Source organism: Desulfurococcus sp., from assembly GCF_049970475.1.
Lineage (GTDB): Archaea > Thermoproteota > Thermoprotei_A > Sulfolobales > Desulfurococcaceae > Desulfurococcus > Desulfurococcus amylolyticus.
This window is the reverse complement of record NZ_JBMFMW010000001.1, coordinates 15,986-39,238: the sequence shown is the minus strand read 5'-3', so window position 1 is coordinate 39,238 and position 23,253 is coordinate 15,986. Positions and strand designations below refer to the sequence as shown.

General features: G+C 45.7%; 25 protein-coding genes. 11 read left to right on the top strand and 14 right to left on the bottom strand.

All coding sequences use genetic code 11. The features are described 5' to 3' along the window. Positions 1-114: 114 nt before the first annotated feature. Positions 115-690, bottom strand: a complete 576-nt coding sequence (gene thpR, locus ACP5N5_RS00185) for an RNA 2',3'-cyclic phosphodiesterase (protein WP_428130892.1) — start codon at positions 688-690, stop codon at positions 115-117. A gap of 74 nt (positions 691-764) precedes the next feature. On the opposite strand from thpR, the gene ACP5N5_RS00180 reads away from it, so the two are divergent. From ACP5N5_RS00180 to ACP5N5_RS00160, 5 genes are all read left to right on the top strand, one after another. After that, positions 765-1,310, top strand: a complete 546-nt coding sequence (locus tag ACP5N5_RS00180; protein WP_042667284.1) for an AAA family ATPase — start codon at positions 765-767, stop codon at positions 1,308-1,310. Continuing rightward, on the top strand, positions 1,303-1,695 hold the full coding sequence (locus ACP5N5_RS00175) for an RNA-binding domain-containing protein (RefSeq protein WP_012607992.1): 393 nt from the start codon (positions 1,303-1,305) through the stop codon (positions 1,693-1,695). Before ACP5N5_RS00180 ends, ACP5N5_RS00175 begins: the two co-directional genes overlap by 8 nt. A 47-nt stretch (positions 1,696-1,742) precedes the next feature. Further along, complete coding sequence (locus ACP5N5_RS00170; RefSeq protein WP_428130886.1) at positions 1,743-2,483, top strand: DNA polymerase sliding clamp; 741 nt, start codon at positions 1,743-1,745, stop codon at positions 2,481-2,483. Beyond that, complete coding sequence (locus ACP5N5_RS00165) at positions 2,484-3,119, top strand: hypothetical protein (RefSeq protein ID WP_042667281.1); 636 nt, start codon at positions 2,484-2,486, stop codon at positions 3,117-3,119. A 294-nt stretch (positions 3,120-3,413) separates the two neighbouring features. After that, the gene (locus ACP5N5_RS00160) at positions 3,414-4,568 is read left to right on the top strand and encodes a PhoH family protein (RefSeq protein WP_276814983.1); all 1,155 of its coding nucleotides are present in this window, start codon (positions 3,414-3,416) and stop codon (positions 4,566-4,568) included. Here the strand turns inward: ACP5N5_RS00160 and ACP5N5_RS00155 are convergent. The 5 genes from ACP5N5_RS00155 to rimI form a co-directional block, all read right to left on the bottom strand. Beyond that, positions 4,513-5,826, bottom strand: a complete 1,314-nt coding sequence (locus ACP5N5_RS00155; RefSeq protein WP_428130882.1) for a transglutaminase-like domain-containing protein — start codon at positions 5,824-5,826, stop codon at positions 4,513-4,515. The two genes, ACP5N5_RS00160 and ACP5N5_RS00155, sit on opposite strands and share 56 nt — an antisense overlap. A 33-nt stretch (positions 5,827-5,859) precedes the next feature. After that, on the bottom strand, positions 5,860-6,720 hold the full coding sequence (locus tag ACP5N5_RS00150) for a class I SAM-dependent methyltransferase (RefSeq protein ID WP_428130880.1): 861 nt from the start codon (positions 6,718-6,720) through the stop codon (positions 5,860-5,862). Then, entirely contained in the window at positions 6,707-7,411 is a 705-nt protein-coding gene (locus ACP5N5_RS00145; protein WP_428130878.1) for an endonuclease III domain-containing protein, read from the bottom strand. The genes ACP5N5_RS00150 and ACP5N5_RS00145 overlap by 14 nt, the downstream gene beginning before the upstream one ends. Before the next feature lie 20 nt (positions 7,412-7,431). Then, positions 7,432-8,730, bottom strand: coding sequence for an asparagine--tRNA ligase (gene asnS / locus ACP5N5_RS00140; protein WP_428130876.1), 1,299 nt, complete (start codon positions 8,728-8,730; stop codon positions 7,432-7,434). A 198-nt stretch (positions 8,731-8,928) separates the two neighbouring features. Beyond that, a complete protein-coding gene (gene rimI / locus ACP5N5_RS00135) occupies positions 8,929-9,477 on the bottom strand; it encodes a ribosomal protein S18-alanine N-acetyltransferase (protein ID WP_156915414.1) in 549 nt (182 codons plus the stop codon). A gap of 81 nt (positions 9,478-9,558) precedes the next feature. Between rimI and coaBC the strand changes: the two genes are divergently transcribed. After that, positions 9,559-10,788 (top strand): bifunctional phosphopantothenoylcysteine decarboxylase/phosphopantothenate--cysteine ligase CoaBC, encoded by a 1,230-nt coding sequence (coaBC, locus tag ACP5N5_RS00130; protein ID WP_428130871.1) that lies wholly within the window; start codon positions 9,559-9,561, stop codon positions 10,786-10,788. 144 nt (positions 10,789-10,932) lie between these two features. After that, on the top strand, positions 10,933-11,376 hold the full coding sequence (locus ACP5N5_RS00125) for a zinc ribbon domain-containing protein (RefSeq protein WP_428130900.1): 444 nt from the start codon (positions 10,933-10,935) through the stop codon (positions 11,374-11,376). On the opposite strand, the gene ACP5N5_RS00120 is transcribed toward ACP5N5_RS00125, so the two are convergent. From ACP5N5_RS00120 to ACP5N5_RS00105, 4 genes are all read right to left on the bottom strand, one after another. Beyond that, positions 11,357-12,304 carry a hypothetical protein gene (locus ACP5N5_RS00120; RefSeq protein ID WP_428130898.1) on the bottom strand — a complete coding sequence of 316 codons (948 nt, stop codon included), beginning with the start codon at positions 12,302-12,304 and terminating at the stop codon, positions 11,357-11,359. The genes ACP5N5_RS00125 and ACP5N5_RS00120 overlap by 20 nt on opposite strands. 96 nt (positions 12,305-12,400) lie before the next feature. Continuing rightward, a complete protein-coding gene (locus ACP5N5_RS00115) occupies positions 12,401-13,180 on the bottom strand; it encodes a 4-phosphopantoate--beta-alanine ligase (protein WP_428130867.1) in 780 nt (259 codons plus the stop codon). Next, positions 13,164-14,015 (bottom strand): pantoate kinase, encoded by an 852-nt coding sequence (locus ACP5N5_RS00110; RefSeq protein WP_428130865.1) that lies wholly within the window; start codon positions 14,013-14,015, stop codon positions 13,164-13,166. Before ACP5N5_RS00110 ends, ACP5N5_RS00115 begins: the two co-directional genes overlap by 17 nt. Positions 14,016-14,023: 8 nt before the next feature. Further along, positions 14,024-15,298, bottom strand: coding sequence for an alkaline phosphatase family protein (locus ACP5N5_RS00105; protein WP_042667265.1), 1,275 nt, complete (start codon positions 15,296-15,298; stop codon positions 14,024-14,026). A gap of 158 nt (positions 15,299-15,456) precedes the next feature. On the opposite strand from ACP5N5_RS00105, the gene ACP5N5_RS00100 reads away from it, so the two are divergent. Next, on the top strand, positions 15,457-16,146 hold the full coding sequence (locus ACP5N5_RS00100) for an ABC transporter ATP-binding protein (protein ID WP_428130896.1): 690 nt from the start codon (positions 15,457-15,459) through the stop codon (positions 16,144-16,146). Next, a complete protein-coding gene (locus tag ACP5N5_RS00095; RefSeq protein ID WP_428130862.1) occupies positions 16,143-17,402 on the top strand; it encodes an ABC transporter permease in 1,260 nt (419 codons plus the stop codon). The genes ACP5N5_RS00100 and ACP5N5_RS00095 overlap by 4 nt, the downstream gene beginning before the upstream one ends. 193 nt (positions 17,403-17,595) lie before the next feature. On the opposite strand, the gene panB is transcribed toward ACP5N5_RS00095, so the two are convergent. From panB to ACP5N5_RS00075, 4 genes are all read right to left on the bottom strand, one after another. Then, positions 17,596-18,402: a 3-methyl-2-oxobutanoate hydroxymethyltransferase gene (gene panB / locus ACP5N5_RS00090; protein WP_083757824.1), complete on the bottom strand. Its 807-nt coding sequence runs from the start codon at positions 18,400-18,402 to the stop codon at positions 17,596-17,598. A gap of 67 nt (positions 18,403-18,469) precedes the next feature. Then, on the bottom strand, positions 18,470-19,405 hold the full coding sequence (locus tag ACP5N5_RS00085; RefSeq protein WP_428130856.1) for a ketopantoate reductase family protein: 936 nt from the start codon (positions 19,403-19,405) through the stop codon (positions 18,470-18,472). Continuing rightward, positions 19,402-20,274 carry a thiamine-phosphate synthase family protein gene (locus ACP5N5_RS00080; protein ID WP_428130853.1) on the bottom strand — a complete coding sequence of 291 codons (873 nt, stop codon included), beginning with the start codon at positions 20,272-20,274 and terminating at the stop codon, positions 19,402-19,404. Before ACP5N5_RS00080 ends, ACP5N5_RS00085 begins: the two co-directional genes overlap by 4 nt. Further along, positions 20,261-20,926 (bottom strand): hypothetical protein, encoded by a 666-nt coding sequence (locus tag ACP5N5_RS00075; protein WP_012608012.1) that lies wholly within the window; start codon positions 20,924-20,926, stop codon positions 20,261-20,263. The genes ACP5N5_RS00080 and ACP5N5_RS00075 overlap by 14 nt, the downstream gene beginning before the upstream one ends. Positions 20,927-21,210: 284 nt before the next feature. Here ACP5N5_RS00075 and ACP5N5_RS00070 point away from each other — a divergent pair, with 284 nt between their 5' ends. Then, positions 21,211-21,936, top strand: a complete 726-nt coding sequence (locus ACP5N5_RS00070) for an ABC transporter ATP-binding protein (protein WP_428130894.1) — start codon at positions 21,211-21,213, stop codon at positions 21,934-21,936. After that, the gene (locus tag ACP5N5_RS00065) at positions 21,933-23,204 is read left to right on the top strand and encodes an ABC transporter permease (RefSeq protein ID WP_428130847.1); all 1,272 of its coding nucleotides are present in this window, start codon (positions 21,933-21,935) and stop codon (positions 23,202-23,204) included. Before ACP5N5_RS00070 ends, ACP5N5_RS00065 begins: the two co-directional genes overlap by 4 nt. The last annotated feature ends 49 nt before the right edge of the window (positions 23,205-23,253 follow it).

Sequence of the window (23,253 nt, the reverse complement as noted above, 5' to 3'; positions counted from 1 at the left end):
GGCGATCACACGGTATACACCTAGTACATGCTCGTACTCCTCCCTGCTGGGCTTGATTGTTTTAAGCACAGCCTCCTCGATCTCGCTGGCAGTCATTTCAATAATCCACCACTGCTAGGCAAGCTTTTTCACGCATATATTGCTATATATTGGTCCACGCGGCGTTAAGACGCTTTTCTTAACTATTACCTCCTCAACCGGTGAATACCCGAAGTCCGTCCCCCTTAGCTCCATAAGCGTCTTCACGAGTTTCTCAATACCCCTATACCCCTTGACCCTTGCTAGGGTTATATGTGGAGTGAACTCCTCCCTCTCAGGTTTAATACCAATCCTCCTTAACCCAGCCTCCACGATCCTGTATAATTCCAATAACTCATCACTCCCTTCCTCAACCCCAGCCCAGATCACCCTTGGCCTCTCAAGACTTGGAAAGCCCCCTATGTTCTTAACATGTATTTTGAACCCCTTGTATGAGATCGTGTTTATGAAGCCGCACACCTCGTCAACGACGCTTCGTGGTACTTCACCAATGAATCTCAGGGTTAAATGAATATTCTCGTCTTCAACAGGCTTTAGATCCACCCCGGTGGCAGTTATCTTATCCCTTACCTCGATGAGTCTTCTCAGGACCTCCTGATTCTTCAGCTCGATGGCTATGAAGCACCTTATGATCTCACCGCTCAAGGACACCACCCCCAACTCTATGAAACATTAAAACGCCTCCAAAATATATTAACTATCCTAAACCAGCTGGTGTAGTATTCATGTTATTCATTCTAATCGTGGGGATGCCTGGATCCGGTAAGAGCGTGGTTGTTGAAGTAGCAAGGGGCCTCGGCCTACCTGTCTACACCATGGGCGATGTTGTAAGGGAAGAGACGAGTAAAAGATACGGCATTATCACACCGGAGCTCATGGTCTCCACGTCAAGGGATCTACGGAGAGAGCGCGGCGACAACATTATAGCTGTTAAAACAATTGAAAGGATAAGAGAGAAGGAGGGCGCCGTAGTTATAGATGGCGTTAGAAGCCTTATCGAGGTGAATGAATTCAGGAGGCACGGCGAAGTCATTATAATAGCAGTACATGCCTCACCAAGGACAAGGTTCAAGAGGCTGCTGGAGAGGAAGAGGCCCGGGGATCCAGCTTCATACAGTGAGTTCCTTAAGCGTGATATGACGGAGTTGGAGTTCGGTGTAGGCAGCGTGATAGCTCTAGCCGACTACATGATAGTTAATGAGTCAAGCATCGAGGATGCTAAAAAAGAAGCCGTTAGAATACTGAGGGAAGTGGTGGAGAAACATGGTTAGAATAATAGTTGAAGCCGAGGTAAGGCCAACCGAGGACGCTGAGAAGGTGAAGAAGGCTGTGAAAAACATCTTCGCCGGGGATATAATAATCCAGGAACTAGGCAACAAGTACAGGGTGGTTAAAGGGGTCTCCCCCACTATTGAATCGTTGAAGCCATTGAAAAACCTCGCGAAAACCCAACAGGTTGAGCCAGCTCTGAAAAACTACCTTATCAAGTACAGGACCGCTACCTCAATAACTCTTTTACTACATAAGCAGGCTGCATACGCTGGGAAGCTCTCGCTAATAGATAGTGAGAAAGAATCACCACTGGGACCAGTGAAAATCATCATTGAGGGAGACGAGAACGAGCTAGAGGAGGTAGTTAAATACTTCTCAACTTAAAATCATTTATAATTCTAGACACTAGTATTATTGATAGGGAGAATAACATGGTGAGGATGGTTTTACCTGAAGCGAAAATATTCAGGAAAATAATCGAGTCCGTTGGAAAACTAGCCGATGAAGTCGCGTTTACAGTTACTAGTAACGGTGTCTCCCTTAAAGCACTCGACGTTGATCAATCATCCTACATCGAGGTTTTCCTACCAGCCGATATGTTTCTCGAGTACACTGTAGATAGCGAGGAAATCCTGGGGGTTTCAATCAGCAATATCAAAAAAGTTCTAAAACACCTTAGGAAAGGCGAGAACCTTATCATAGAGTCAAATGGAGAGTTCATAGAGTTCACTGTCAGCAGTGTCGCGAAAAGACGGTTCAAGTTCAGGAACCTAGATGTCGCAGTACCCGGGATACCTGAATTCAACCTGGAATTCAAGGTATCAGCTCAACTAGTCTCATCAAACGTGAAGAAGGCCCTTGAAGATGTTGAGAGCGTGGGAAGCCTTATTGAGATAGATGCCCCATCAAATGATCTAATGGTTTTCAGGGCAGTGGGCTCTGGAAAGGTCGAGGTCAAGTTCGCAGCTGGTTCAACAGCTCTGTTATCCATGGATGTGAAGGAGCCGTCTAAATCCATCTATGACGTTGTAAAGCTCTCCACGATCCTCAGTATTACAGAGGTCTCAGACGTGGTTACACTGGAATTCGCTAGTAAAATGCCTCTCAAAATGGAGTTTAAGATAGGAAACGGGAGGATATCGTATCTAACCGCACCAATAGAGGCAGTATAGTTGGAGCCCTACATACCTTTAACCATTTTCAATAATTTAACTCTGATATCAAGGAGGCTTGCTGGAGATAGGTGCATTGTTGTCTTTTTAAATGACGTGGCGACAAGCCTATATGGTTTAGTAAATCCTTTATCAGAGATAAGGGTCCTCGCATCCTCATCATGCCTTGATGACGCATTATATATGCTACTAGAGTCCTTCAACATACAGGAGGAATACTCGAAGGCAAGAGAGCAATTAGTGGGAAACAGGATTGTTGCTGTCTCAACTAGGACCATGCCTCTCCTGGTGATTGAAGCCGAGAAAAACAACCTGGATCACGAGATAGTTGAATCCCCAGTGAAATACATGGACGAGGCTTTCGAATTCTACATACCACAACTGGAGTATTTGATAGTAAAGCTATTGTCTCTAAGACTATACCCATATATAACCTACGGCATCACATTGTTATTCTCATGGGCAGACGTCATTAATATGGATCTATTGTCCAAAGCACTCGAGATAAGCGGGGTATCGAAGAAAGAGCTATCTAGGGAGATAGATTCAACCCTTAGGCATGTGGAGGCTTTCTCAGTGATCAAAGAAGAAAATATCAGGGGAAAGCTGGAGACTCTATTACGGTCTGTTAACTAACTGAAAAGTTTACAGGCGTTTTAGCTACTACAGGCTATACATAGCTATCCTGATTCTATCACTACCTGCACCCTAACCCTTCCCCATGGTACCTCCCCAGCTTCTCCTAGTGTTATTTGGGCAAGTATATTGCCACCCCGTCTTCCCCGTACTTGGTGATCGTTGTCTCGGAAACATATACAGTACTCCCCATTATAACTAGAAGGCCCTGTCCTTCAGGGTGGAGAGGAGGTCGGATCCTTAATAACCCTGGTATATTTTTACCATTATATCATAGGACACAGGGTGAAGGTTATGGCTACTAATATATTTGGTAAGATAAGCCCTCAGACACCGGGTCAGGAAGAGGTGATAAATGCTTTAAGCGATAAAAAGTATGAGATAATAGGCTTATTCGGCCCTACGGGATCGGGTAAAAGCCTGCTAAGTATACTGTACGGCATAGACTCGGTGGTGAACAATAGGTATAAGAGGTTCATAATATCACGTCCCCTCATAGATGTTGTTACAGGTAAGGAGCTTACTACAGCGGACCTGGGCGATCTATATTATCAACTGGCATCTTCATACATACAGGATATAATATCCGGTGTAGCTGAGTGGAGCCTCATCAAAGAGTTAATGGATAAGGGATTGATTGTTATAACGGATTCACATTATCTACGCGGCAGGACATTCGATGACTCGGTGATATTCCTCGATGACGCGCAGAGCATACCGGTTGAAAGCGCTATCGAGATAGTTATGAGGATAGGTAGGAACAGTAGGCTAATAATAGCTGGAGACCCAGTGTTCCAGAGGACAACTGGTAGCAGAGACTCTGCGGGCATGCTTAGAGAGCTATTACTCGGAGAGGACTCAGCGAAAGTGATAGATCTAGGATTAAAAGATATCGTGAGGCCGGGTGCTAGGAGAGGGATTAAACTACTACTAGAGTCCAGGGTAAGAGCCAGGGCCCTCAGTGAAGCAGAGAAACAGATACTTGAAGCAGCAAGAATAAGGGCGCCAGATGCAGACATAGTGACCGTAGTCGAATTCGTTGAGCTTAAGAGGCAGCACGGTATCTCAGAGGATAGTGTGCCAGATGCCTTGATCATTACCAAGGAAGGATACATAAGCAGGCTCATTGGTAAAGGCGGTGAGAGAATTACCGGGATAGAGAAAGACACCGGCTACAAGCTGAGGGCCGTAGAGTTAACACTTGACTTTAAGCCATTGATACGGGCTATGCATCCGGTAAGCTGGATACATAAGCATATCATAGATGTAGACTTCGCCGGCCCCAACCTAGCTGTTAAAGTATCCAGCGAAGGATATGGCGCTTTCGTGGGTCAGAAGGGCTCGCACATAAGATTCATCGAGGCGGTATTGATGAGGCTGCTCGGCGTAGGAATCAGGGTATATGAGGTTGAAACAGGAGAGAAGGAGAGAAGAAAGAAGAAGACGTAGTACTTCTCCGAACCAGCGCTATCCCCGCGGCTACAACTAACACAGACAATAGCATTATAGCTATTAACGCGGAGCCGGGGCCTCTGATACCTGGCTCACTATTCCTCGTTACCGTGGTGGTTGATGCAGAGGCCTCTGATCGAGTAGTTGTAGTGGAACTGGACACGGTGGTTTCATCGGGCCTCCCAGATACTCCCTCAATATATTTCTCTATTTTCGAAGGAAGACTACTGATCGATTCTCCAAACATATTCCTGTATTTCTCCTCATCAACCACGATGAAGACCTGGGTAGCTGATATTTTCTTATGGAAGTCCACTACTTCCTGAACCTCAGACTCATTTACAATTGTTTCACGTGTGTATCCTTCGAACACAAAGGGGTATTCAAGTAGAGAGCTGGCGAGGAAATCCAGTGAAACCCATCCAAGGCCTGGAATATAGGCTAGGACAAAGGCGTGGGGGCCGTTGTACACATAGTAATATGTGACGTTTCCAAGATTTGTCTCAAGCTTTAAATCCGGGATATACACGTAGCCGTATCCTATTATAGCCGGTATATTATAGTGGCTGAGTAGCTCAACTAGTACACGCGACATGTCATCGCAATCTCCTTGCCTGGACTCGATTACTTCATCAATAGTCCTCGGGAGAGATGATGCATTATATGTAAAGTACTCTGTGTATATAAAGTAGGCGGCATTAACCGCTATCCCGAGCTTACTTGCTGAGTACACTGATGAATTATACCTGTTCTTAAACCAATCCTCGAAAGCCGGCACCACGACCTCTATAACCCTACTATATGGTGTTTTCACGTACTCCGTGGTGATGTCGCCTGGTATGCTTTCATTGCTTATGCTGTAGCCTGGATTATTTAATGCAAGCCTATAGTATCCGAGTATCATTGAGTTATCACTATAGCACACTTTAATCCTTGAGATGAAGAAGCCGAAGAAGCCATTACCAGCTGAGACATTGAAGACATATGATCCCAGGGTTTCATTGAACCCAAGGTTGTACACGTATATAGGGGTGGATTCCTGACGAAGACCGGTGTTTAACGTGATATTCTGCGGTGTCTCAAGCAGTAGGGTATCGTTGATTAGGGAGTTATAGACTTTTATAGCATTGATAAAGTAGAGAATGCTGCATGTCTCACGAGGCGTTATCTCCCCGTGCACGATAAGAGGGGTTGCGTATTGTAAACATAGGAGAACCACTACTAGTGCCACGTAAAATACTCTAAGCACCCTCATGAAACACACCTGGTTATGATATCTCTATAATCTCTACAATATTTTAATATCCACTACTACTTGATGAGTACGTGGCCCTACATTCCTTATCTTCCTCTTACTTGAAATATCATAATTTCTCACACCGAGTGAGGCAAGTTTTTCAGCCACTAGTTGTTCAGCCTTGGTTAAATAATGCTCCCCTTTCGCCGTTTTAACATGTAGATACACGTGTATCCATCCTCTTCCATCCCTCAACGCCATCAATGCCTTGTCGAGATAGTCGAGGGCCAGTTCAGGATACGGCATTAACACCCTGTCGCTTGTATTAGTGAGCCTTGAATTCACTACCTCACCAGCATCGCCTAGGATGGGTTCGACCACGTCCTCCACATGGTTCAACCTCACGTTTTCAACCATGTAGTGGTATGCGTATGGATTTATATCTATACTGTATACTTTCCTCGGCTTGGCGTATCTAGCTATTATTATACTGAACAACCCGGCACCAGCAAACATGTTCGAAACCGTCTCACCAGGAGCCACTAGTTTAGCGATCCTATAGTGCTCGTAGTTTAAGCTGGGAGATATATATACCTTATTTATATCCACCTTGAAGACGCAGCCATGCTCCCTATACAGCGTTTCACTCCTATCCTCTCCCGCCAGCAACACATGTTTCCTCAGCCTATAAGGCCCCTCTACTCCTGGGATAGCTGCCCATACGCTTTTAACGAAGTTAAAGCGCTTCAGAATCTCAAGGGCTAACGGCTTTAACTCCTCAGGGCTCATATCCAACGGTGTCCTGATTAATGCGAGATCGCCTATGAACTCAACCCTTCTCCAGACCTTCTCGGCAACCCCCTCTCCAAGTATCTCTCTCGCTAATTCCTTTAGTAAGCTACCTCTTGTCATCGAGAGTGTCAACCCCATACTTGCACATGTCTCTCAAGACGCATTTATTGCAAAGGGGTTTCCGCGCCCTGCATGTTCTCCTACCATGTGTTATAAGATACAAGTGTAGATCCAGGTAGTTCCCGGGGGATGTATTATCCATCCAGAACCGCGATATATGCTTATAGCTCTTTGACCCGGTGAAACCCATCCGCATTGTTATCCTGGTTATATGCGTGTCAACTGGGAACACGGGTTTTCTGAAATACCTTAATAACACGACATCCGCTGTTTTCCAGCCGACACCAGGTAGCTCCATGAGTAGTCTCCGTGCCTCCTCTACACTACTCCTACTCACCTCGCTGATTAATCTCTCCTGGAAGCCACCCTGGTTAAACACGGAGGCGAGCTCCCTGATCACCCTAGACCTATTCCTATACATACCCGCTGGTCTCAAGGCGTCCTCTAGTTTATCAACCGGTAGCAAAAGCACTGTCTCAGGCGTGATGACTCCACCGGTTAACTCCCTGAGCTTCTGCAACGCCCTGCATGCATTTCTATCGCTAGTGTTCTGGCTTAGAATTACAGCCGTGATTATCTCAAACAACCGGTTGCTTTGAATACATCTCTCAGATACCACGAATTCATCCGCATCCAGCTTATACTCCTTCCTTAACCTATTCAGCACCTCATCCCCGATCCTAGTATTCAACGATATATACACCCTTTAGCCTACGGGTAGATTCTTCCCCTGAACCTGGGGAACGGTAGTGTATCCCTTATGTGATCCAGCCCAGTAATCCACATCGTAACTCTTTCTACCCCTAATCCAAATCCGCTGTGAGGCACACTTCCATACTTCCTTAAATCCAGGTACCATTTATAGTCCTCTGGGTTCAATCCTTGCTCTATGATCTTCTGGTATAATACATCATACCTGTCCTCACGCTCGCCTCCACCAACTATTTCACCATATCCTTCAGGCGCTAAGAGGTCGAAGCCGAGTACTACATTGGGGTTTGATGGATCAACCTTCATATAGAAGCTTTTTATCTGCCTTGGGAAGTGTGTCACGAAGAACGGTTTCTCGAACTCCATGGTGAGTATCCTCTCCTCATCCGCGCCTAGATCATCGCCCCATTTAACATTAACTCCTTTCTTCTGGAGTATCTCTATCGCCTCATCATACCTTATCCGTGGGTAGGGCGTCTCCATTGCAGGCTTTAATTTCTCGATATCCCTACCCAGGTCTACTAGCTCACTCCTCCTTTCCTCAAGTACCCTGGTCACAATATGCGATACCAGCTCCTCTGCGACCTTCATCATGTCATCCATGTCGTACCATGCTGCCTCAGGCTCTAGGTGCCAGTACTCGGCGAGATGCCTCCTAGTCCTAGACTTCTCGGCTCTAAAACTCGGGGTTAGACTCCATACTTTCTCGAGAACATAGATAAGTGCCTCTAGATATAATTGCGCGCTCTGACTCAAGTATGCCTTAGACTCAAAGTATTCAACGGGGAATAACGTTGCACCGCCCTCACAGGCTGATGCAGTCAATATCGGCGGGTTGACTTCCCACCAGCCATTCCTCGTGAAGTATTCTCTGCCGGCTTGAAGAATCGTGTGCTTTATCCTAAATATCTTCGTGAACCTTGGGCTCCTTACCCATAAATGCCTGTTATCCAGGAGATATTCTATGCCTTCGCCACCCTTTATCGGGAAGTCCCGGCTATAGCCTATGATTTTAAAGAAGTCGACATCTAACTCGTATCCCCCGGGTGCTCTTTCCTCCCTTCTAACAGTTCCACAAGCAACAACGCTCGCCTCCAAGCCTATATCCTTTAACTCGTCTACAAGGGCTTCTCCAAGCCTGGCTGAATCAACTACAACCTGTATTACCCCGGATGAATCCCTTACCCTGATAAATGCTTTACCACCTACAACACTCCTCCTATATATCCAGCCCCTTATACAGACGTGTGAACCAATTTTATCATTGCTCATTATCTCAGCGATACTCTTATACTCCATTTCCAACCCCCATTTCCCTAGTTTTAGTTTAAAATGGTGAACCAGGTTAAAACACTACTCCTATATTAACCAGCTTTAAGTTCTAGAAGACCGCAAATCCAGTCGGCGGATGAACCATCGTGGAGGGCTCTAAGTCCTATCATGACGAACCCGGGAACAACTATAAAAACCATAAAAATAATTCTCAGGCAAACACTCCTAGGGTAGCTCTCTAGCCATCACATACGCGTCCTCGCCGTCTAGGTAATAGTTTTTCTCCACCTTAACCTTTCTATACCCTAGTTTCTCATATAGTGAGATAGCTGGGTTATTTGATACCCTTACCTCCAGATATGTCTCGTTACACTTGTAATCATAATACATGGACTTCATAGCGTAAGCCATTAAAGCATACCCGAGGCTTCTACCCCGGTGCTCCTTGAGAACAGCTATACTTACAACGTGTCCACTTCTAGCGATAAACCTATGGAAGAAGCCGGGTTTCCACTCTACACGCGTCATAATATAACCAACTACTTCACCATTAGGTGCCTCAGCAACGTAGAAGGCCTTCCCATATTCCTCATATAATTCCTCGAAAAAGCTCCTTGGATAATGCTCTGGTAGTGAAACCATGTTTATCTCGATAACCCTGGTTATATCATCGCTGGTCGCGTTTCTAACCCTGTATCCTGGAGCTTCCATGGATAACTTCTTAACAGCTAGGTTAAATATTTCGTCAACACTATACGAGGTAACCGTGCTCATAGCCATGACCCTAAGTGTATTAAAGCCCCTCGTATGATTTATAAATAGTGTTTAAGGTATCAAGCCTAATCGGGGATTTAATTGGCCCATGAAGAGCTTGCAAGGTTTCTCCATCAACCCCTCCAGGGTAGGAACATACTGCTCGGCTTAACGGCTAGCTCATCAATATATAAATCAATAGACCTCGCCAGGAGACTCATACGTATGGGGGGCAATCTTAGAGTTGTAATGACGAGGAGATCGCTTTCACTCATAGGTGTGGACCTAGTTCACTGGGCTACCGGTAGTAAACCATTCTACGAGATGAGCGGGGAAACAGAGCATATAGATCTAGCACAATGGGCTGATGCAATGGTTATCGCGCCTGCAACACTGAACACTATGGGGAAGATCGCGTACGGTATACTTGATGAACTACTAACACTAACAGCCACCACGATGATGGGGTCTAGTAAGAAGGTGATAATAGTGCCAGCAATGAACATCCGCTTAATGAGCTCTCCCCAATACAAGAACGCTGCTGGAAAACTAGAGGAATATGGGGCTGTGATAATACCTCCGTTAATAGAAGAGGATAAAGCCAAGTATCCTCCCCTAGATGACTTATCCCACTGCATAGACGCCATAGTTAACAGGGGAGTAGACTTAAAGAACCGGAGGATACTAGTTACCGCGGGACCGACAAGGGAATACCTAGACCCGGTGAGGATAATAACCAATCCAAGCAGCGGATTGATGGGTGTCCTAATAGCCAGGGAACTGGCTTGCAGAGGAGCCAGGGTAGACCTGGTACACGGCCCGATGACTGTGAAACCCCCATACCTTGTTAAAAGCATCCATGTCGAGACAACGAGTGATATGGCTGATAAAATACGGGAGCTAACAAATGAGACAATATATGATGCAGCAGTATTCGCGGCTGCCCCAGCAGACTATAAACCGGCTTCTTCATCACCGGAGAAGATATCGACCAGGGATAAACCATACCTTGAGGTAAGACTGGAGCAAACCCCGAAAACCATTAAATCCATTGCCAATAGGCCAAGGATAGTCGTAGCATTCGCTGCTGAAACATGTGGTGGCGAGAAGCTTGTTGAGAAAACCCTTCTGAAGGCAAGTGATTATGGAGCTGACCTCGTCATAGGTAACAACGTGTTATCGAGTGAAGCCGGTTTCGGGAAGGAGATGCTCGAGATCGTTGCAGTGGCTGAAGGAGGCATCATGGATAGAGGCACCAGGTTTAAACCCGAGGTCGCCAGGATAATAGGAGACTTTATATCGAGGAGACTTCAAGCCTGTTGCGGGTTCTAAATACTTTCTGAATTCCTTGTAGATGTTTTGGATGTGTTTTATTCTCTTAGCATCTTCACTCGTTTTCCTTGATGACTATTACTTTTATTTCCCCCCGTGTGGTTTCTTCAGCTTCCCCCGGTATTCTCTGAGTGGGTATACTAGATTGTCTTAGAAGGCCTCAACGGGCTTATGGAAAACGTAAACAGCAAAAACAATAGCGTTAGGTGGAAGCTGGCAAGACTCGCATATAGGGGGCTAGTCTACTCTATCGCTAGCAAAGCAGTCGAATACAACGCGCCAATAGTATTCGTAGACCCCAGGAACACCTCGTCGACATGCTCGATGTGTGGGAGCAGGCTAGGGTATGTTAGCAGAGTAGCCATATGTACAAAATGTGGCTTGAAAATGGATAGAGACTCTGTGGGGGGCGATAAACATCTGGCTGAAGGCTGTACAAGTGTATGCGGGGTGCCGGGGTCACCCCTGAGTGCCCCTACTGTGAAGGATGAGGCCGGAGAGAGCGGGGGAATAAGAAATAATGGGGTGAAGCAGGTAGCCAGAAATATCTACAGGCAATCACAGGTATTCACCAGACCCGAACCCTAGTGATCTCATTGAAGACCTCTAGGGGGGAACCAAATACCTCGAACACCCTGTCCTCATACATTCTTCTAACTATATTAAGGAACTCGAGGAGATATGTTTTCAACCCATTCAACGGCATATCCAGTGGAGCTGGCTCATAGAAATCGACTCCTTTCAACACCCCTGTAGCGAAATACCATAGAGTCTTACTAATCTTCCTCCCTTTAACGGGTTCCAGTGACACACCGCTACTCGAGAAACTCGTGTGTAGTATGTAGATTGATGATATCCTTACGCCTTTCTCAAATAATTTCTCACGGTCGCTATTGTTGATATCTATTATCTCGTAACCATGCCTCGTCTTCCCTTGGGGTGTTATTCTCACCTCATACAAGTCTTTGACCCTGGGATCGTAGACAAGCACTGAGGAACCGGATTTTACGTAGAGTCCATTATCCGAGGCCTCTACCACCGTGTTCTCCGTTGAAAGCAGATTGAAGCCTCTTGAATACGCTATACTTGCAATAGTGCTTTTACCTGTATGAGGATATCCTAGTAACAGTATGGCTTTATCGGTGCCAGGTATATGTATAGTGATAGAATCAGTTAAAACAACCCGTTTCTCCAGCAAGAGCCTCCTGGATAACGCTTGAAGCAGGAAGAAGACCGGTGACTCGTTAACATATGGCTCTACCGGTCCACCCTCCACAATGTATCTATCCGGGAGGCCGGATGAATTATAATATTCAGCAGCAACCACGTTAAAACCCTGCCCCCTTATCCATGACACCTCTATACCTCTACTATTGCAGTGCTCGCAGAGACGGGGATCGGGTAGGTACCGGCGTGAAAACGAGTTTGTGAATGACTCCACGATGGCTACTAAATCCTCGCCATAGAACCCTATGCACACACCCCCTATCTTAAGGCATTGCTTCAAGATATCCACCACTAGATTCTATCTGGGCCTGCTATATTTATTGTTATATGAACCGCTCCATATACCAGGTATTTTCTTCACAGATATCATTGCTTGGATGCATTATCAATATGGCCGTAGAATTAGTTGGGAAGAGGATAGCTCTCTGAGTCTCCCCAGTATGGTCTCCAATGCCTCTTGGAGTACCCTATTATTATCATAGTTCCTAACTATCTCCTCCAGCTTATCCCTGCTCATTGATTTCAGTTGTATAGCCTCCTTAATCATTAATGGTACTGCCCTAACAATATTGTCAACTATTGTGACAGATGCCATACGGGCTGTCCTGGAAAGAGGGTTCAGGTCCACCGCTATAACTGTTTTACCCATCTTCCTCAATGCCTCGGTTCTATCCCCGTCCTCCAAGGGGACGAATACCACGTCGGCGATCAATATGCCTCTAGGGCTGACGCGTCTTCTCTCGCTAAATAGCTCCGGTATGGTGGCTGATGCATCGTCCCCGACCCCCAATACCTCACGTGCCCCGTGCTCCATGAGGTGTTTGGCGATGGCTTCCTCTCTTTCACGGGTTCTGTAGAAGAGGTTTACCTCGAGCTTTGCCCCAGTAACCTCGGCTAACTCCACTATTTCACGTGGAACCAGGGCCGCTGTATTGCCGTTGACTGATATCACGGGGTGCTTGGCCAGGAGTAAGTGTGCAACGGCTGCTCTAATCGCTTTTAAAGCGAATCCATGTGTTTTCTCACCGAGTAAGTAATCGAAGCACTCACCTCTTCCATGAGCTATCAACCCTTCTAACGCGACAATATTCCTCCTATATCCTTCGACTAGTTTCTCCCTTATGAGTAGACTTTCCCTACGTGGATGGTTAGCCGGGATGCTCAACCATTACACCTCTATCAGATATCGTTGTCTCAAATGCCTTTATCCCGTTGCTACTTAATAACTCGTGTATCTCGCTGGCATACTCTTTTTCAACCCAGATGATTAGGGCGGATTTCTTAAGATAATACGATATAATACCCTTCCTACCACTCAGTATTTTATCGACTACACTGTAATCGAATACCTTCCTTGTGAATAACTGGGAGTAGTTAAAGAAGTCGAGTAAGTCCTCGCTTTCCACGAGTTTCTTATAGTATGAAAACGCTACCTCGTATAGCTCGCTGGTTATCCGGGAGAGCATCACCTGTGTGGATTCACCACTTGAGAGTTCGCCAACAATGAGTACTGGTTTCTCGAAAACCACGACTCGATGGGCTATGCCCACCCCTGGAGCCCCTGGCTTCAAGCGTATAGCGAACCCCCCTGTATACTCGGATAACACATCGCCGAGGCCTGTTAAGTATTTTACTTCAAGGACGTGTGCTAATTGAAGAGCCTTCATTGATGAATATTTTAATGCGTGATACGATGCCAGGGCATGTGCTATGAGTAACCCAGCCGATATCCCGAAGCCCCTGCCCAGTGAGACGGGTGAATATGCATTTACTGAGATACTAGTACCAGTGTTATTGCATATCTCCATTGACTGTTCCCCTAAAACCCTAGCATTATTTATGTAGATGCCGCACTCTCTATCATCAACTATATCGGCCTCTATATACATGGCTAGGTTTAATCCAGCACCATAGCTACCTGTCTCAAGATAACTTGACGAGATAGAGGGGATCCATAAGCCTGAGACATGGAGGGGTATCTTGATCTTCAAAAAACACACCCGGACTCCTATGAGAGGAATTCCGTGATTACTCTAGGCAGGAGCATCCACCCATGCTGGATGAGCCCTAAGCTTCCTTTACTACACTCCCTCTCTGTAAACTTCTCCACGTTATCGGGCTTAATACCGGGCATGTAGAATGCAACTGGTACAGGGTCATCTGTATGTGATTTAACGCTTGGTGGTGTAGCGTGATCAGCTGTAACAATTAATGCATATCTATCCCTTATCTCATTGATGAGTGGTTGTATAAAATACTTATCTATCTCCTCAATCCTCTTCTTCTTTAACTCCAAGTCGCCATCATGCCCAGGCTCATCAGGTCCCTTCAAGTGCACGTAGACTATATCGTTTTCTCTAAGAGCATCTAGAGCAGCTTTCAGCCTTACCCTGTAGTCTCTAGCCGGGTCCCCCGTCGGAGGCTCCATGATTATGGTTTCAGCACCGAAAGCCCTACCTATACCGATCTCCACAGGCATCTCGGCTAACACTGCAAACCTACACCCGTATTTCTCGGGCAGCTTAACCGCCCTCGGCACTCTGCTACCAGCATCCCTCATGAGTATAGCGTTGCCCGGTAGACGCCCTTTGCTAATCCTCTCGATGTTGACCGGGTGCTTCGAGAGTATTTCAACAGCCTTCTTAAAGAACACGTTGGCTAACTCAGCCGTTACCCTTGCCTCCGGGGTATCCTCAAGGGGCTTTATCTCTGGCACCCGCTTCGATGGGGAGGGCACGGCCACGCTAACCATACCGTGTCTCCTGTAAGCCGGGTCATTATTATCCACCATTGGTGAGAGCCTGTGACTCCTGCTACCTATGACAACTACTGCCCTATGCCCTATAGTGGCCACTACTCTAGCATATCCATCGTATATTCCCAGCTCTAATCCATCAACTGCTTTAGCCAGTTCACGTGCCTCACTGGTTGTGAGGCCCCTGCCAACTCTTCTATCAATGATCGTGTAGGTGGATGGATCTATAGTTGCAAAGTTAGCCCTGAACGCGACTTCGTGTTCCTCATTAATGCTTAAACCAGCCCCGAGAGCCTCTAGAGGACCCCTACCAGTGTAAACCTCATGGGGATCGTATCCAAGTATAGAGATGACTGCCTCATCGCTCTCAGGTGCGATGCCCTTGCCAACCGTGTACATTAATCCACACTTACTATTCCTGGCTATCCAGTCCAAGCCTGGTTTCACACTGTTCTCTAATGTAGTAGTTGGATCACTTAATCTATCGCTCATGCCGTCGAGCACTAAGTAGAGTAGCTTATATTTCACGGAGATCACCCAGTGAATACTTACAATTACTCTAAATTAATAGCTTACTTAATTAAATACTGTTGGTTCAATTAGATATAGTGGTGGCCGGGTTGAACCATTCCAGCAACTACGCGCTTCAAGTAGTAAACTTGACAAAGATATATGGCAGGGGAAGCATAGGAGTCAAAGAGCTCAGCTTCACTGTGAAACCAGGGGAGATATATGGGTTAATAGGCCCTAATGGAAGCGGGAAGACAACTACTCTACGCATAATAGCAACGCTTCTCAAGCCTACTTCAGGAGAGGCACTAGTCTACGGTGTCAACGTTGTAGAGAACCCGTTGAAGGTGAGACAACTAATCAACTACCTTCCTGAAGAAGCAGGAGCGTACAGGGATTTAACGGGATTAGACTTCATTAAATTCATGCTCTCCCTGAGGTATAATGGTAGAGAGTTTGAGAAAGCGATTGAGGAAGCCGTGGAAATAAGTGATCTAGGGGGTAATCTAAAGAAGCCTGTGAGAACATATAGCAAGGGCATGAAGAGGATACTGGCCCTAAGCGTGGTTCTCGCCTCAAAGCCTAAGCTAATGATCCTTGATGAACCAACATCCGGCCTAGACGTGGAGAAAAGTATATACATCAGGGAATTGATCAGGAAGTATAATAGGGAGTTCAACGTAACAGTACTCTTAAGTAGCCACAACATGCTCGAAGTCGAGAGGCTATGCGATAGAGTAGGCATGCTCTACAAGGGTAAACTAATAGCGGAGGGAACTATAGAGGAGTTGAAGAGTAAGACTGGTGGGAGGGATCTAGAGGAGGTATTCATTAAGCTGAAAACAGGGGAGGATGATCATAGATGACCTTGAAGCCGCTGGTTATAAGGGAGATTAAGAACTTCCTAAAGAATCCGGCTTTCATAGCATCGATAATTATACTAGTGGTGTTCTACGTGTCGCTGGGAAGCATTATGAGAAGCGGCATAGAGTCAGCTGTGAAAGAGTCGTTGAGCATATCTATAGGGATAGTCAAGGAGGAGGACACCGAGCTAGTGAGCCGCCTCATATCAATGCTTTCACAATATACTAATGGTTCTATAGGTATCTACCAGAGCCTCGAAGAAGCCGTTGATAAAACTGGGGTAGCAATAGTTATACCAAGAGGGTTTACTGAGAACGCTACACAGTCAGGAAGCATTATATTGCTTAAGGGAGGGGTCAAAATAGATAATCTCTCACCGATCACAGGACAGGCAAGGATATCCATGCTACAGGGAATCGCGTCAATAATATCCAACATGCTTCCAGCGGCTACAGGCGTATTATATAATATATCCATACCGCCTAGTAGGCCGGTCATGGTTGAAAGCTATGTAAGGGTATATGATAAAACCCTCACAGCCAACGAGTTCAATAGTTTTATGACCATGTTCTCCATTATACCCGTGGTGATCGGTATAATAGTAGGTATAAATGCTACTTACGCCGCCCAGGCAACAGCTATAGAGAAAGTTGAGAAAGCCTTTGAAATGCTGCTTGCTCAACCTATTCCACGTAGAAGTGTCGTGATAGCGAAGATCATCGGCTCCGTCACTACATCAGTGATCATGGGGGCAGCTTACATGATCGCATTACTCCTGATGCTGGTCTCAGCTATACCTGCTGGCACAGCCCTAGGTAATCAATCATCAATAAACCTAGTTGAATCAGTGATCAGTATAGGGGGAACGGGAAATATCCTGGTATCAATACTTGTAATAATCCTAGGTCTGATATATTCAGGTGCCATTGGCGTAATAATAGGCGCAGTCGTCGCTGATGAAAGGATCGCCGGTGCCCTCTCCACACCCATAATACTGTTATTCATGGGTGTAGGATTCGCAACAATCTATATGGGTATGCCGTTAAACATGGCGACATCTATCCTATCCGGTTTAACGATTATATCTATACCACTTGTATTAATTAATGCATCACTCTCAGGACAATATATCTATGCGTGGATATCTATTTCGATAGCCATAACCGTGTCAATATTGTTAATGGTAATTGCTATACTTGTATTCAACAGAGATATAGTCATACTGGGTCTGAGGATCTCGCTGAGGAAAAGAGAATAAGTGGTTTACCTGTGTCTATTATTTTGCTTTAGCTTCTCTGTGCACGGGCTTCCCTCTCAGCACCCGTTCACCGCTCGCGGGGTCGTCGAGGGCTTCATGATGGGTACCGCTTGGTCGTCATTGCGGTGGGAAAGCACATCCAAGCATCCATAATAGCTGGAGCACTTGAAAGTTTATCAATAAGCAGGCAGTCCTACTGTTTTTTAGAGTAGAAGTAGTGTTTTTCCTCTGGGAAAACCCCGTTCTTCACTTCCCTAACATATTCCTTGACAGCGTTAACTATGATGCTTCTTAAGTCGGCATAGGCTTTAGCGAATGGAGGTGGATTCTCTGTTAATCCCAGTAGGTCATGAATAACCAATACCTGTCCATCACAGAAAGGCCCGCTTCCAATGCAGATAGTGGGTACGCTGACCTCTCTTGTTACCTCGTCGGCTACATCAGCAGCCGTATACTCTATCACCATTGAAAACACTCCGGCTCTCTCTAGTTCCCTCGCATCCTCTAGTATCTTCTCCCGCTCCCTCTCGCTCACACCACGTTTCCTATAACCACCTATAAGGAATGATCTCTGAGGGGTCAGCCCGATGTGCCCCATGACAGGTATGCCGGCTCTCACAAGGACTTTCACCACATCGCTTAACTCGGATCCACCCTCCAGCTTAACGGCGTCAGCGCCCGCCTTCATGAGGAGGCCTGCATGCCTCACTGCATCCTCGATACTGGTTTCATAGCTGAGGAATGGCATGTCCCCTACCACAAGGGCGCGGGGCCTTGCCCTTGCGACGCTGGATACGTGTAGTAGCATCATATCCATTGTTACAGGTATCGTTGTATCTAATCCATGGACAACCATTCCAACGCTGTCACCGACGAGGATTATATCTATGCCTGCTTGATCAACCAGTTTAGCAGTTGTATAATCGTAGGCTGTAACCATTGCTATCTTCTCTTTCCCCTTCATCTTAACTATGTCTCTAACCGTTACCCTTGTATTCAAGGCTGACACCGGGTTTCACTATCAGGTTCTGATCTATTTAAATTAAGCCAGTGGATATAATTCATGGCTATTGGACACTATTCTTAGACTTATTGCTTTCCTCGATGAGGTGTATCATTAGGGTTATGATTTTATTAATAGAGGGGCCTCCCCCGAGTTCTTTAGCGATAAAGCCATTGATGAAGTCTATTTCTGTAGGAGACTTATTCAACACGTCTTGAGCCATACTGGAGTAATTGTCCCTTGTACTCCTCACATTGTTTACCACGTATTCGAGCAATCTGTTAAGCTCGAATCTGAAGCCATGTTTACCAGCCACCTCGATGAATTCAGTAAGGATCAATGAGGCCAGCTCCAGCCCTGGCCTGGATAACACTATACTGTTTCTAGACCTGGAGATAGCTGTCAACGGGTTGACCACGGCATTCAAAGCCAGCTTCAACCACCTGTAGTAGTCTATATTCGATACAACCCTGAACTCGAGGCCCCCCAGCTTAAACACCCTGTTCAACTCTGTTAATTCCATGCATAAGCCATGCCTACACCCTGCTATGACCGTCTGGCCCCCATGATACACTGTGTAAACAGGTGAGACGCGTTCGGCACCGAAGTAGACCACTCCCCCGGCTACTCGTACACCAAATCTTTCCTCAGCAAGCTCTAAACTACCTATTCCATTCTGAAGCATCACGATTACTCCGCCGACATCCATGATTTTCTCCATTAGCCTAAACGTCTCCGGTACACTGTATGCTTTAACCGTGTTCAAGATAAACCTGCATTTATCAATGGGGCTACTATAGTGTCTAGGTATTATCGGCACGATGTAATCCCGGTTCTCAACTTTATCGTAAACCCTCACCCATTTCTCCCTTAGAACTGCTCTAACTGTTTCCTCATGACCAAAGTACACGGGTATATCTGTCACACCAGCCCTGTAGAGGAAATAAGCTAGCGTGGATCCTACAGCTCCACCCCCTATAATACAGATATCGTGGCTCATGGACACGCCTCCACCAGGTTAACCAGGATTCTTTCAAGCTCCTCATAACTGCTTGTAAACACGTACACCACGGGCTCGAGACCCCTGCCCCCTAGATCCACTATGATATCGGGCTTTAACCTGGATACCTCCCCGATTCTTCTCCAGAACTCCTCCTGGTTCTCATGGGGACCTGTTATCACTGTTCTCAATCCAAGCCTGTTGAAGCTGCTGAGGTATGCCTCTTCATACCTGGTATTAAACCCGTATTTCTTCACCGGGTTATGCAACATCACTAGTAATAATATCCTTGATAAATGCCGGCTCCCACCATACATTGGTTCACCTGTAGCGGTTACTCCGCCGAGTGTTTTAACTATTCTACCGGTTAACCCTATTACATCCATGATTGATGAAGGAGCCTTCGATGTGTAGACTAGGTTTGAGCCCACTTCTGGTATGAGTTTATGGAGCCCTTTAATACTAAGTAACCTTGATAAAACCGTTTTATAGTACTCTATATCCGGGTCAACAAATACCCCGCCTTGACATATATTTGAGAAGTCTTGCTGAGAGCATAGGGCTTTAAGGGCGAGCGTGTTGACTACCTGGTAGCTTGTGAACACGAATTTCTCCAGGGATTGCGCGAAGGCAATGCTGCATAGTATCTCTACATAGTATTCTACAATCCCTCTCTCTATACCCAGCATCTCGAGCTCCCTGAGATATTCTTCAACAGGCCTCTTCAGGAGCTTATTTATCATGGGTTGGGATACATTGAGTAGCCTCGATATCTTGTGCTGGCTTAATCCCTGATCACTTAGTTTATGGGCTAATAAGCCTCTTAAAGAAACGAGTATTTTCCCACATATAATTTCATGTATGATCATTTCTCCATGATACCTCTATACTTCGTGCAACCGTGTTAACCGGGGATGATACATATGCTTTCTCCAGCTTCCCGGCCACCAGTTCAGCCAACTCCAGTATCTCATTGAGTAGCTTGATCTCGTTTGAGAATACTTCCTCATAGTACATCATCTCCTTTATTATACCCGCTATTTTCTCGAGGTCATTAAAGGCTAGCTTACGGAACACCTCTTTATCTACCTCGTTGAACCTTTCTTTAAGAGCCAGCTTGCGGAGAATACTGAGGAGGTTCCAGGGCTCCAGGCTCCTGTATTTTATCACTAGGAGTTTTATACGGGGATCATCCCCGGTCTCCGGGTTAATCGATTTCTCCAACACCTCTCTCACGGCATCAATATCGCTGAACCTCCACCATGTCTGATTCTTGGATGCATAGGATTTCTCTATTATCCCGTAGTTTTTCTCCATAACCTTCAGTAGATTAGCCGGGTTGTATGCAATGCCTGTCTCAGCTAGTTTATAGACCAGGTGCTTGTAGCTGAAATCACCTAGCCTGTGATCTATATTTGGATCCCTTGAAATATTATATGCCGTCTTTAAAACGATAAATGCCTTCTCCCCGTACTTTGATAGAAAATCTTCTATGGCATTCTTTATCTTCCCGGAAAGCAAGTATTAAACACCTTGAGAGAATAGTATAATAGGTTGGATTTAAAAGTATTCCTGGAAGGCTATTCAATTAGGGATAAATGATTACAGTTAAAGGCAGCGTTCTTTAGGAGGAGGATGAAATGTTTATAGGTTTAGTGCTTGCATTATAGCTGGATGATGGGGGTTGCAACCAAGCATTGAGAGGGATCTCTGATCACCCCGAGTGCCCAGCAGATGAAAGATGTAACCCCGAATGGATGCGGGAAACCAGTAAGCCACCCCTTCAAGACATGGGGGATCAGCTCATGAACGCCATAGAGGTAACTGATCTACACAAGATCTACGGGGATGATGTCCATGCAGTGAAAGGCGTTAGCTTCACAGTAAAACCAGGGGAGATATATGGGTTAATAGGCCCTAATGGAGCTGGTAAAACAACCATTCTAAGGATAATAGCTGGAATAGTTAAGCCTTCACGGGGCACTGTGAAAGTGTATGGACTCGACCCTTATAGGGACTTCGATAAGACTAGGGAGCTGATAAGCTATCTACCAGAAGAGGCCAGCACATATCCATTACTAACAGGCCTTGAACACCTCTACTTCTACGCTAGACTCTATGGTGGAGACGTGAAGTCCATAGTTGAGTACGGTGTCAAGATAACTGGGCTGGGCGATAGGTTAAACGAGGAAACCATTGGGTATAGCCACGGGATGAAGCGCCGTCTCCTCCTCGGCATTGTCCTCATGAGGCGGCCTAAGATAGCTATACTTGATGAACCTACGAGCGGGCTCGACGTGCATGCAAGCGTGTCTATCCGGAGGATGATAAAGCAGTATGTTGTTGAAACAGGTGCCTCAGTACTCTTAAGTAGCCATAATATGCTTGAAATAGAGTATCTGTGTGATAGGGTTGGATTAATATTCAAGGGGAAGATAGTCGCCGAGGGAGAGCCTAGAAAATTGATAGAGGAGTATAATGCAGCGAATATGGAGGAGGTTTTCACCAAGATAGTGGGGGAGGAGGAATGATGCGGAACGAGATGATTAAGGTGATACTGTGGAAGGAGTTGAAGGAGTTATCAAGGGATAAGAAGACCCTGTTAACCACGTTCCTCCTACCATTGATCTCACTACCACTTATAGGTTTACTCACATTCACCCTGATGACCCAGCAACCAGTGAATATAGCCGTGATCGATGAGGATTCCACATCGTATACGTCTCCAGTATTGAATATAACGGTGTCATCCAGCAAGCTAGTGGAAGATGTAAGAGAGTACCTTGCTAGATCCGGGTTAAACGTATACCAGTACAGTAATAGAGAGTATGCACTACGGAATTCAAGCATTGATTTAATAATAATTATACCGAAAGGGTTCTCGGAGAATGCTACAAGTATTGACAGGGTTGCATCAATAGAGATCATTAGGAGGGCTAATGTTCGTGCAGCTGAACAAGCAGAAGGTTTGGTAAGGGGGTATATAGGCTACTTATCCTCACAGCTTTCAAGAGAGAAACTCGACTCCCTTGCTAAGCTAGCAGGTTTGGAAACCTTTGATGTTAATGCGCTGAGAGACCCCGTTGTAGTTGGAACAGTAACGCTTGTATCACCTATAGGTTCAACAGTGGGGGCTGAAGAGGAATTGAAGAGTATTATAGCCCGCCTACTAGTGTTAAGCTTCTCATTCGTTGTAACCCCGGCTTCATCATACGTGATTGACGGGATAATTGGGGAGCGGGAGAGGAAGACTATTGAAATGCTACTAACCAGCCCGGCATCCATCACCGAAATATTCTCCTCGAAGCTGTTGGTGGCGTCATTTCTCGGAGTACTTGCATCTCTAGCGGATCTAGGTGGGATACTAGCGTACTTCATCCTATTGATAATGGCTCTCGGCGGCAGCATATTCATAGTAATGGATCCAGTGCTGATATTCCTACATATAGCTACAACCTTCCTAACAATACTGGTATCAATATCGATTGCAACACCCTTCATAGCTAGGACACGGGGGTTGAGGAGCGCCAGTAATATAGCTGGGATCGTGACATCGCTTGGAGTGATATTCTTCATAGTTGGCTGGATGATCGACTTCCCTAAGCTCCCAGCATCGATACTATATCCCTTAATGCTTATACCCTACACTCACAGCATTCTGGTAATACAGGGGTATATATATGGTAGGATGTTAATGGTTGTAGTAAGCCTCACCGTACTCTTACTTGCTTCACTTATTTCAATGATTATATCAATAAGATTTTTAGACAAGGAAAAACTGTTACTAGCGGAATATTGATACAGGTTTATATATTTAGGAAAAGTTAGATAATTTTTAGGCGAAATAT

What these genes read in the sequence shown, in the direction of transcription:
- ACP5N5_RS00085 (WP_428130856.1), bottom strand. Translation starts at nt 19,405, where the DNA reads ATGAGCCACGATATCTGTATTATAGGGGGTGGAGCTGTAGGATCCACG.
- ACP5N5_RS00180 (WP_042667284.1), top strand. Translation starts at nt 765, where the DNA reads ATGTTATTCATTCTAATCGTGGGGATGCCTGGATCCGGTAAGAGCGTG.
- ACP5N5_RS00155 (WP_428130882.1), bottom strand. Translation starts at nt 5,826, where the DNA reads ATGAGGGTGCTTAGAGTATTTTACGTGGCACTAGTAGTGGTTCTCCTA.
- ACP5N5_RS00175 (WP_012607992.1), top strand. Translation starts at nt 1,303, where the DNA reads ATGGTTAGAATAATAGTTGAAGCCGAGGTAAGGCCAACCGAGGACGCT.
- ACP5N5_RS00095 (WP_428130862.1), top strand. Translation starts at nt 16,143, where the DNA reads ATGACCTTGAAGCCGCTGGTTATAAGGGAGATTAAGAACTTCCTAAAG.
- ACP5N5_RS00065 (WP_428130847.1), top strand. Translation starts at nt 21,933, where the DNA reads ATGATGCGGAACGAGATGATTAAGGTGATACTGTGGAAGGAGTTGAAG.
- ACP5N5_RS00170 (WP_428130886.1), top strand. Translation starts at nt 1,743, where the DNA reads ATGGTGAGGATGGTTTTACCTGAAGCGAAAATATTCAGGAAAATAATC.
- ACP5N5_RS00070 (WP_428130894.1), top strand. Translation starts at nt 21,211, where the DNA reads ATGAACGCCATAGAGGTAACTGATCTACACAAGATCTACGGGGATGAT.
- ACP5N5_RS00150 (WP_428130880.1), bottom strand. Translation starts at nt 6,720, where the DNA reads ATGACAAGAGGTAGCTTACTAAAGGAATTAGCGAGAGAGATACTTGGA.
- asnS (WP_428130876.1), bottom strand. Translation starts at nt 8,730, where the DNA reads ATGGAGTATAAGAGTATCGCTGAGATAATGAGCAATGATAAAATTGGT.
- ACP5N5_RS00080 (WP_428130853.1), bottom strand. Translation starts at nt 20,274, where the DNA reads ATGATCATACATGAAATTATATGTGGGAAAATACTCGTTTCTTTAAGA.
- rimI (WP_156915414.1), bottom strand. Translation starts at nt 9,477, where the DNA reads ATGAGCACGGTTACCTCGTATAGTGTTGACGAAATATTTAACCTAGCT.
- ACP5N5_RS00160 (WP_276814983.1), top strand. Translation starts at nt 3,414, where the DNA reads ATGGCTACTAATATATTTGGTAAGATAAGCCCTCAGACACCGGGTCAG.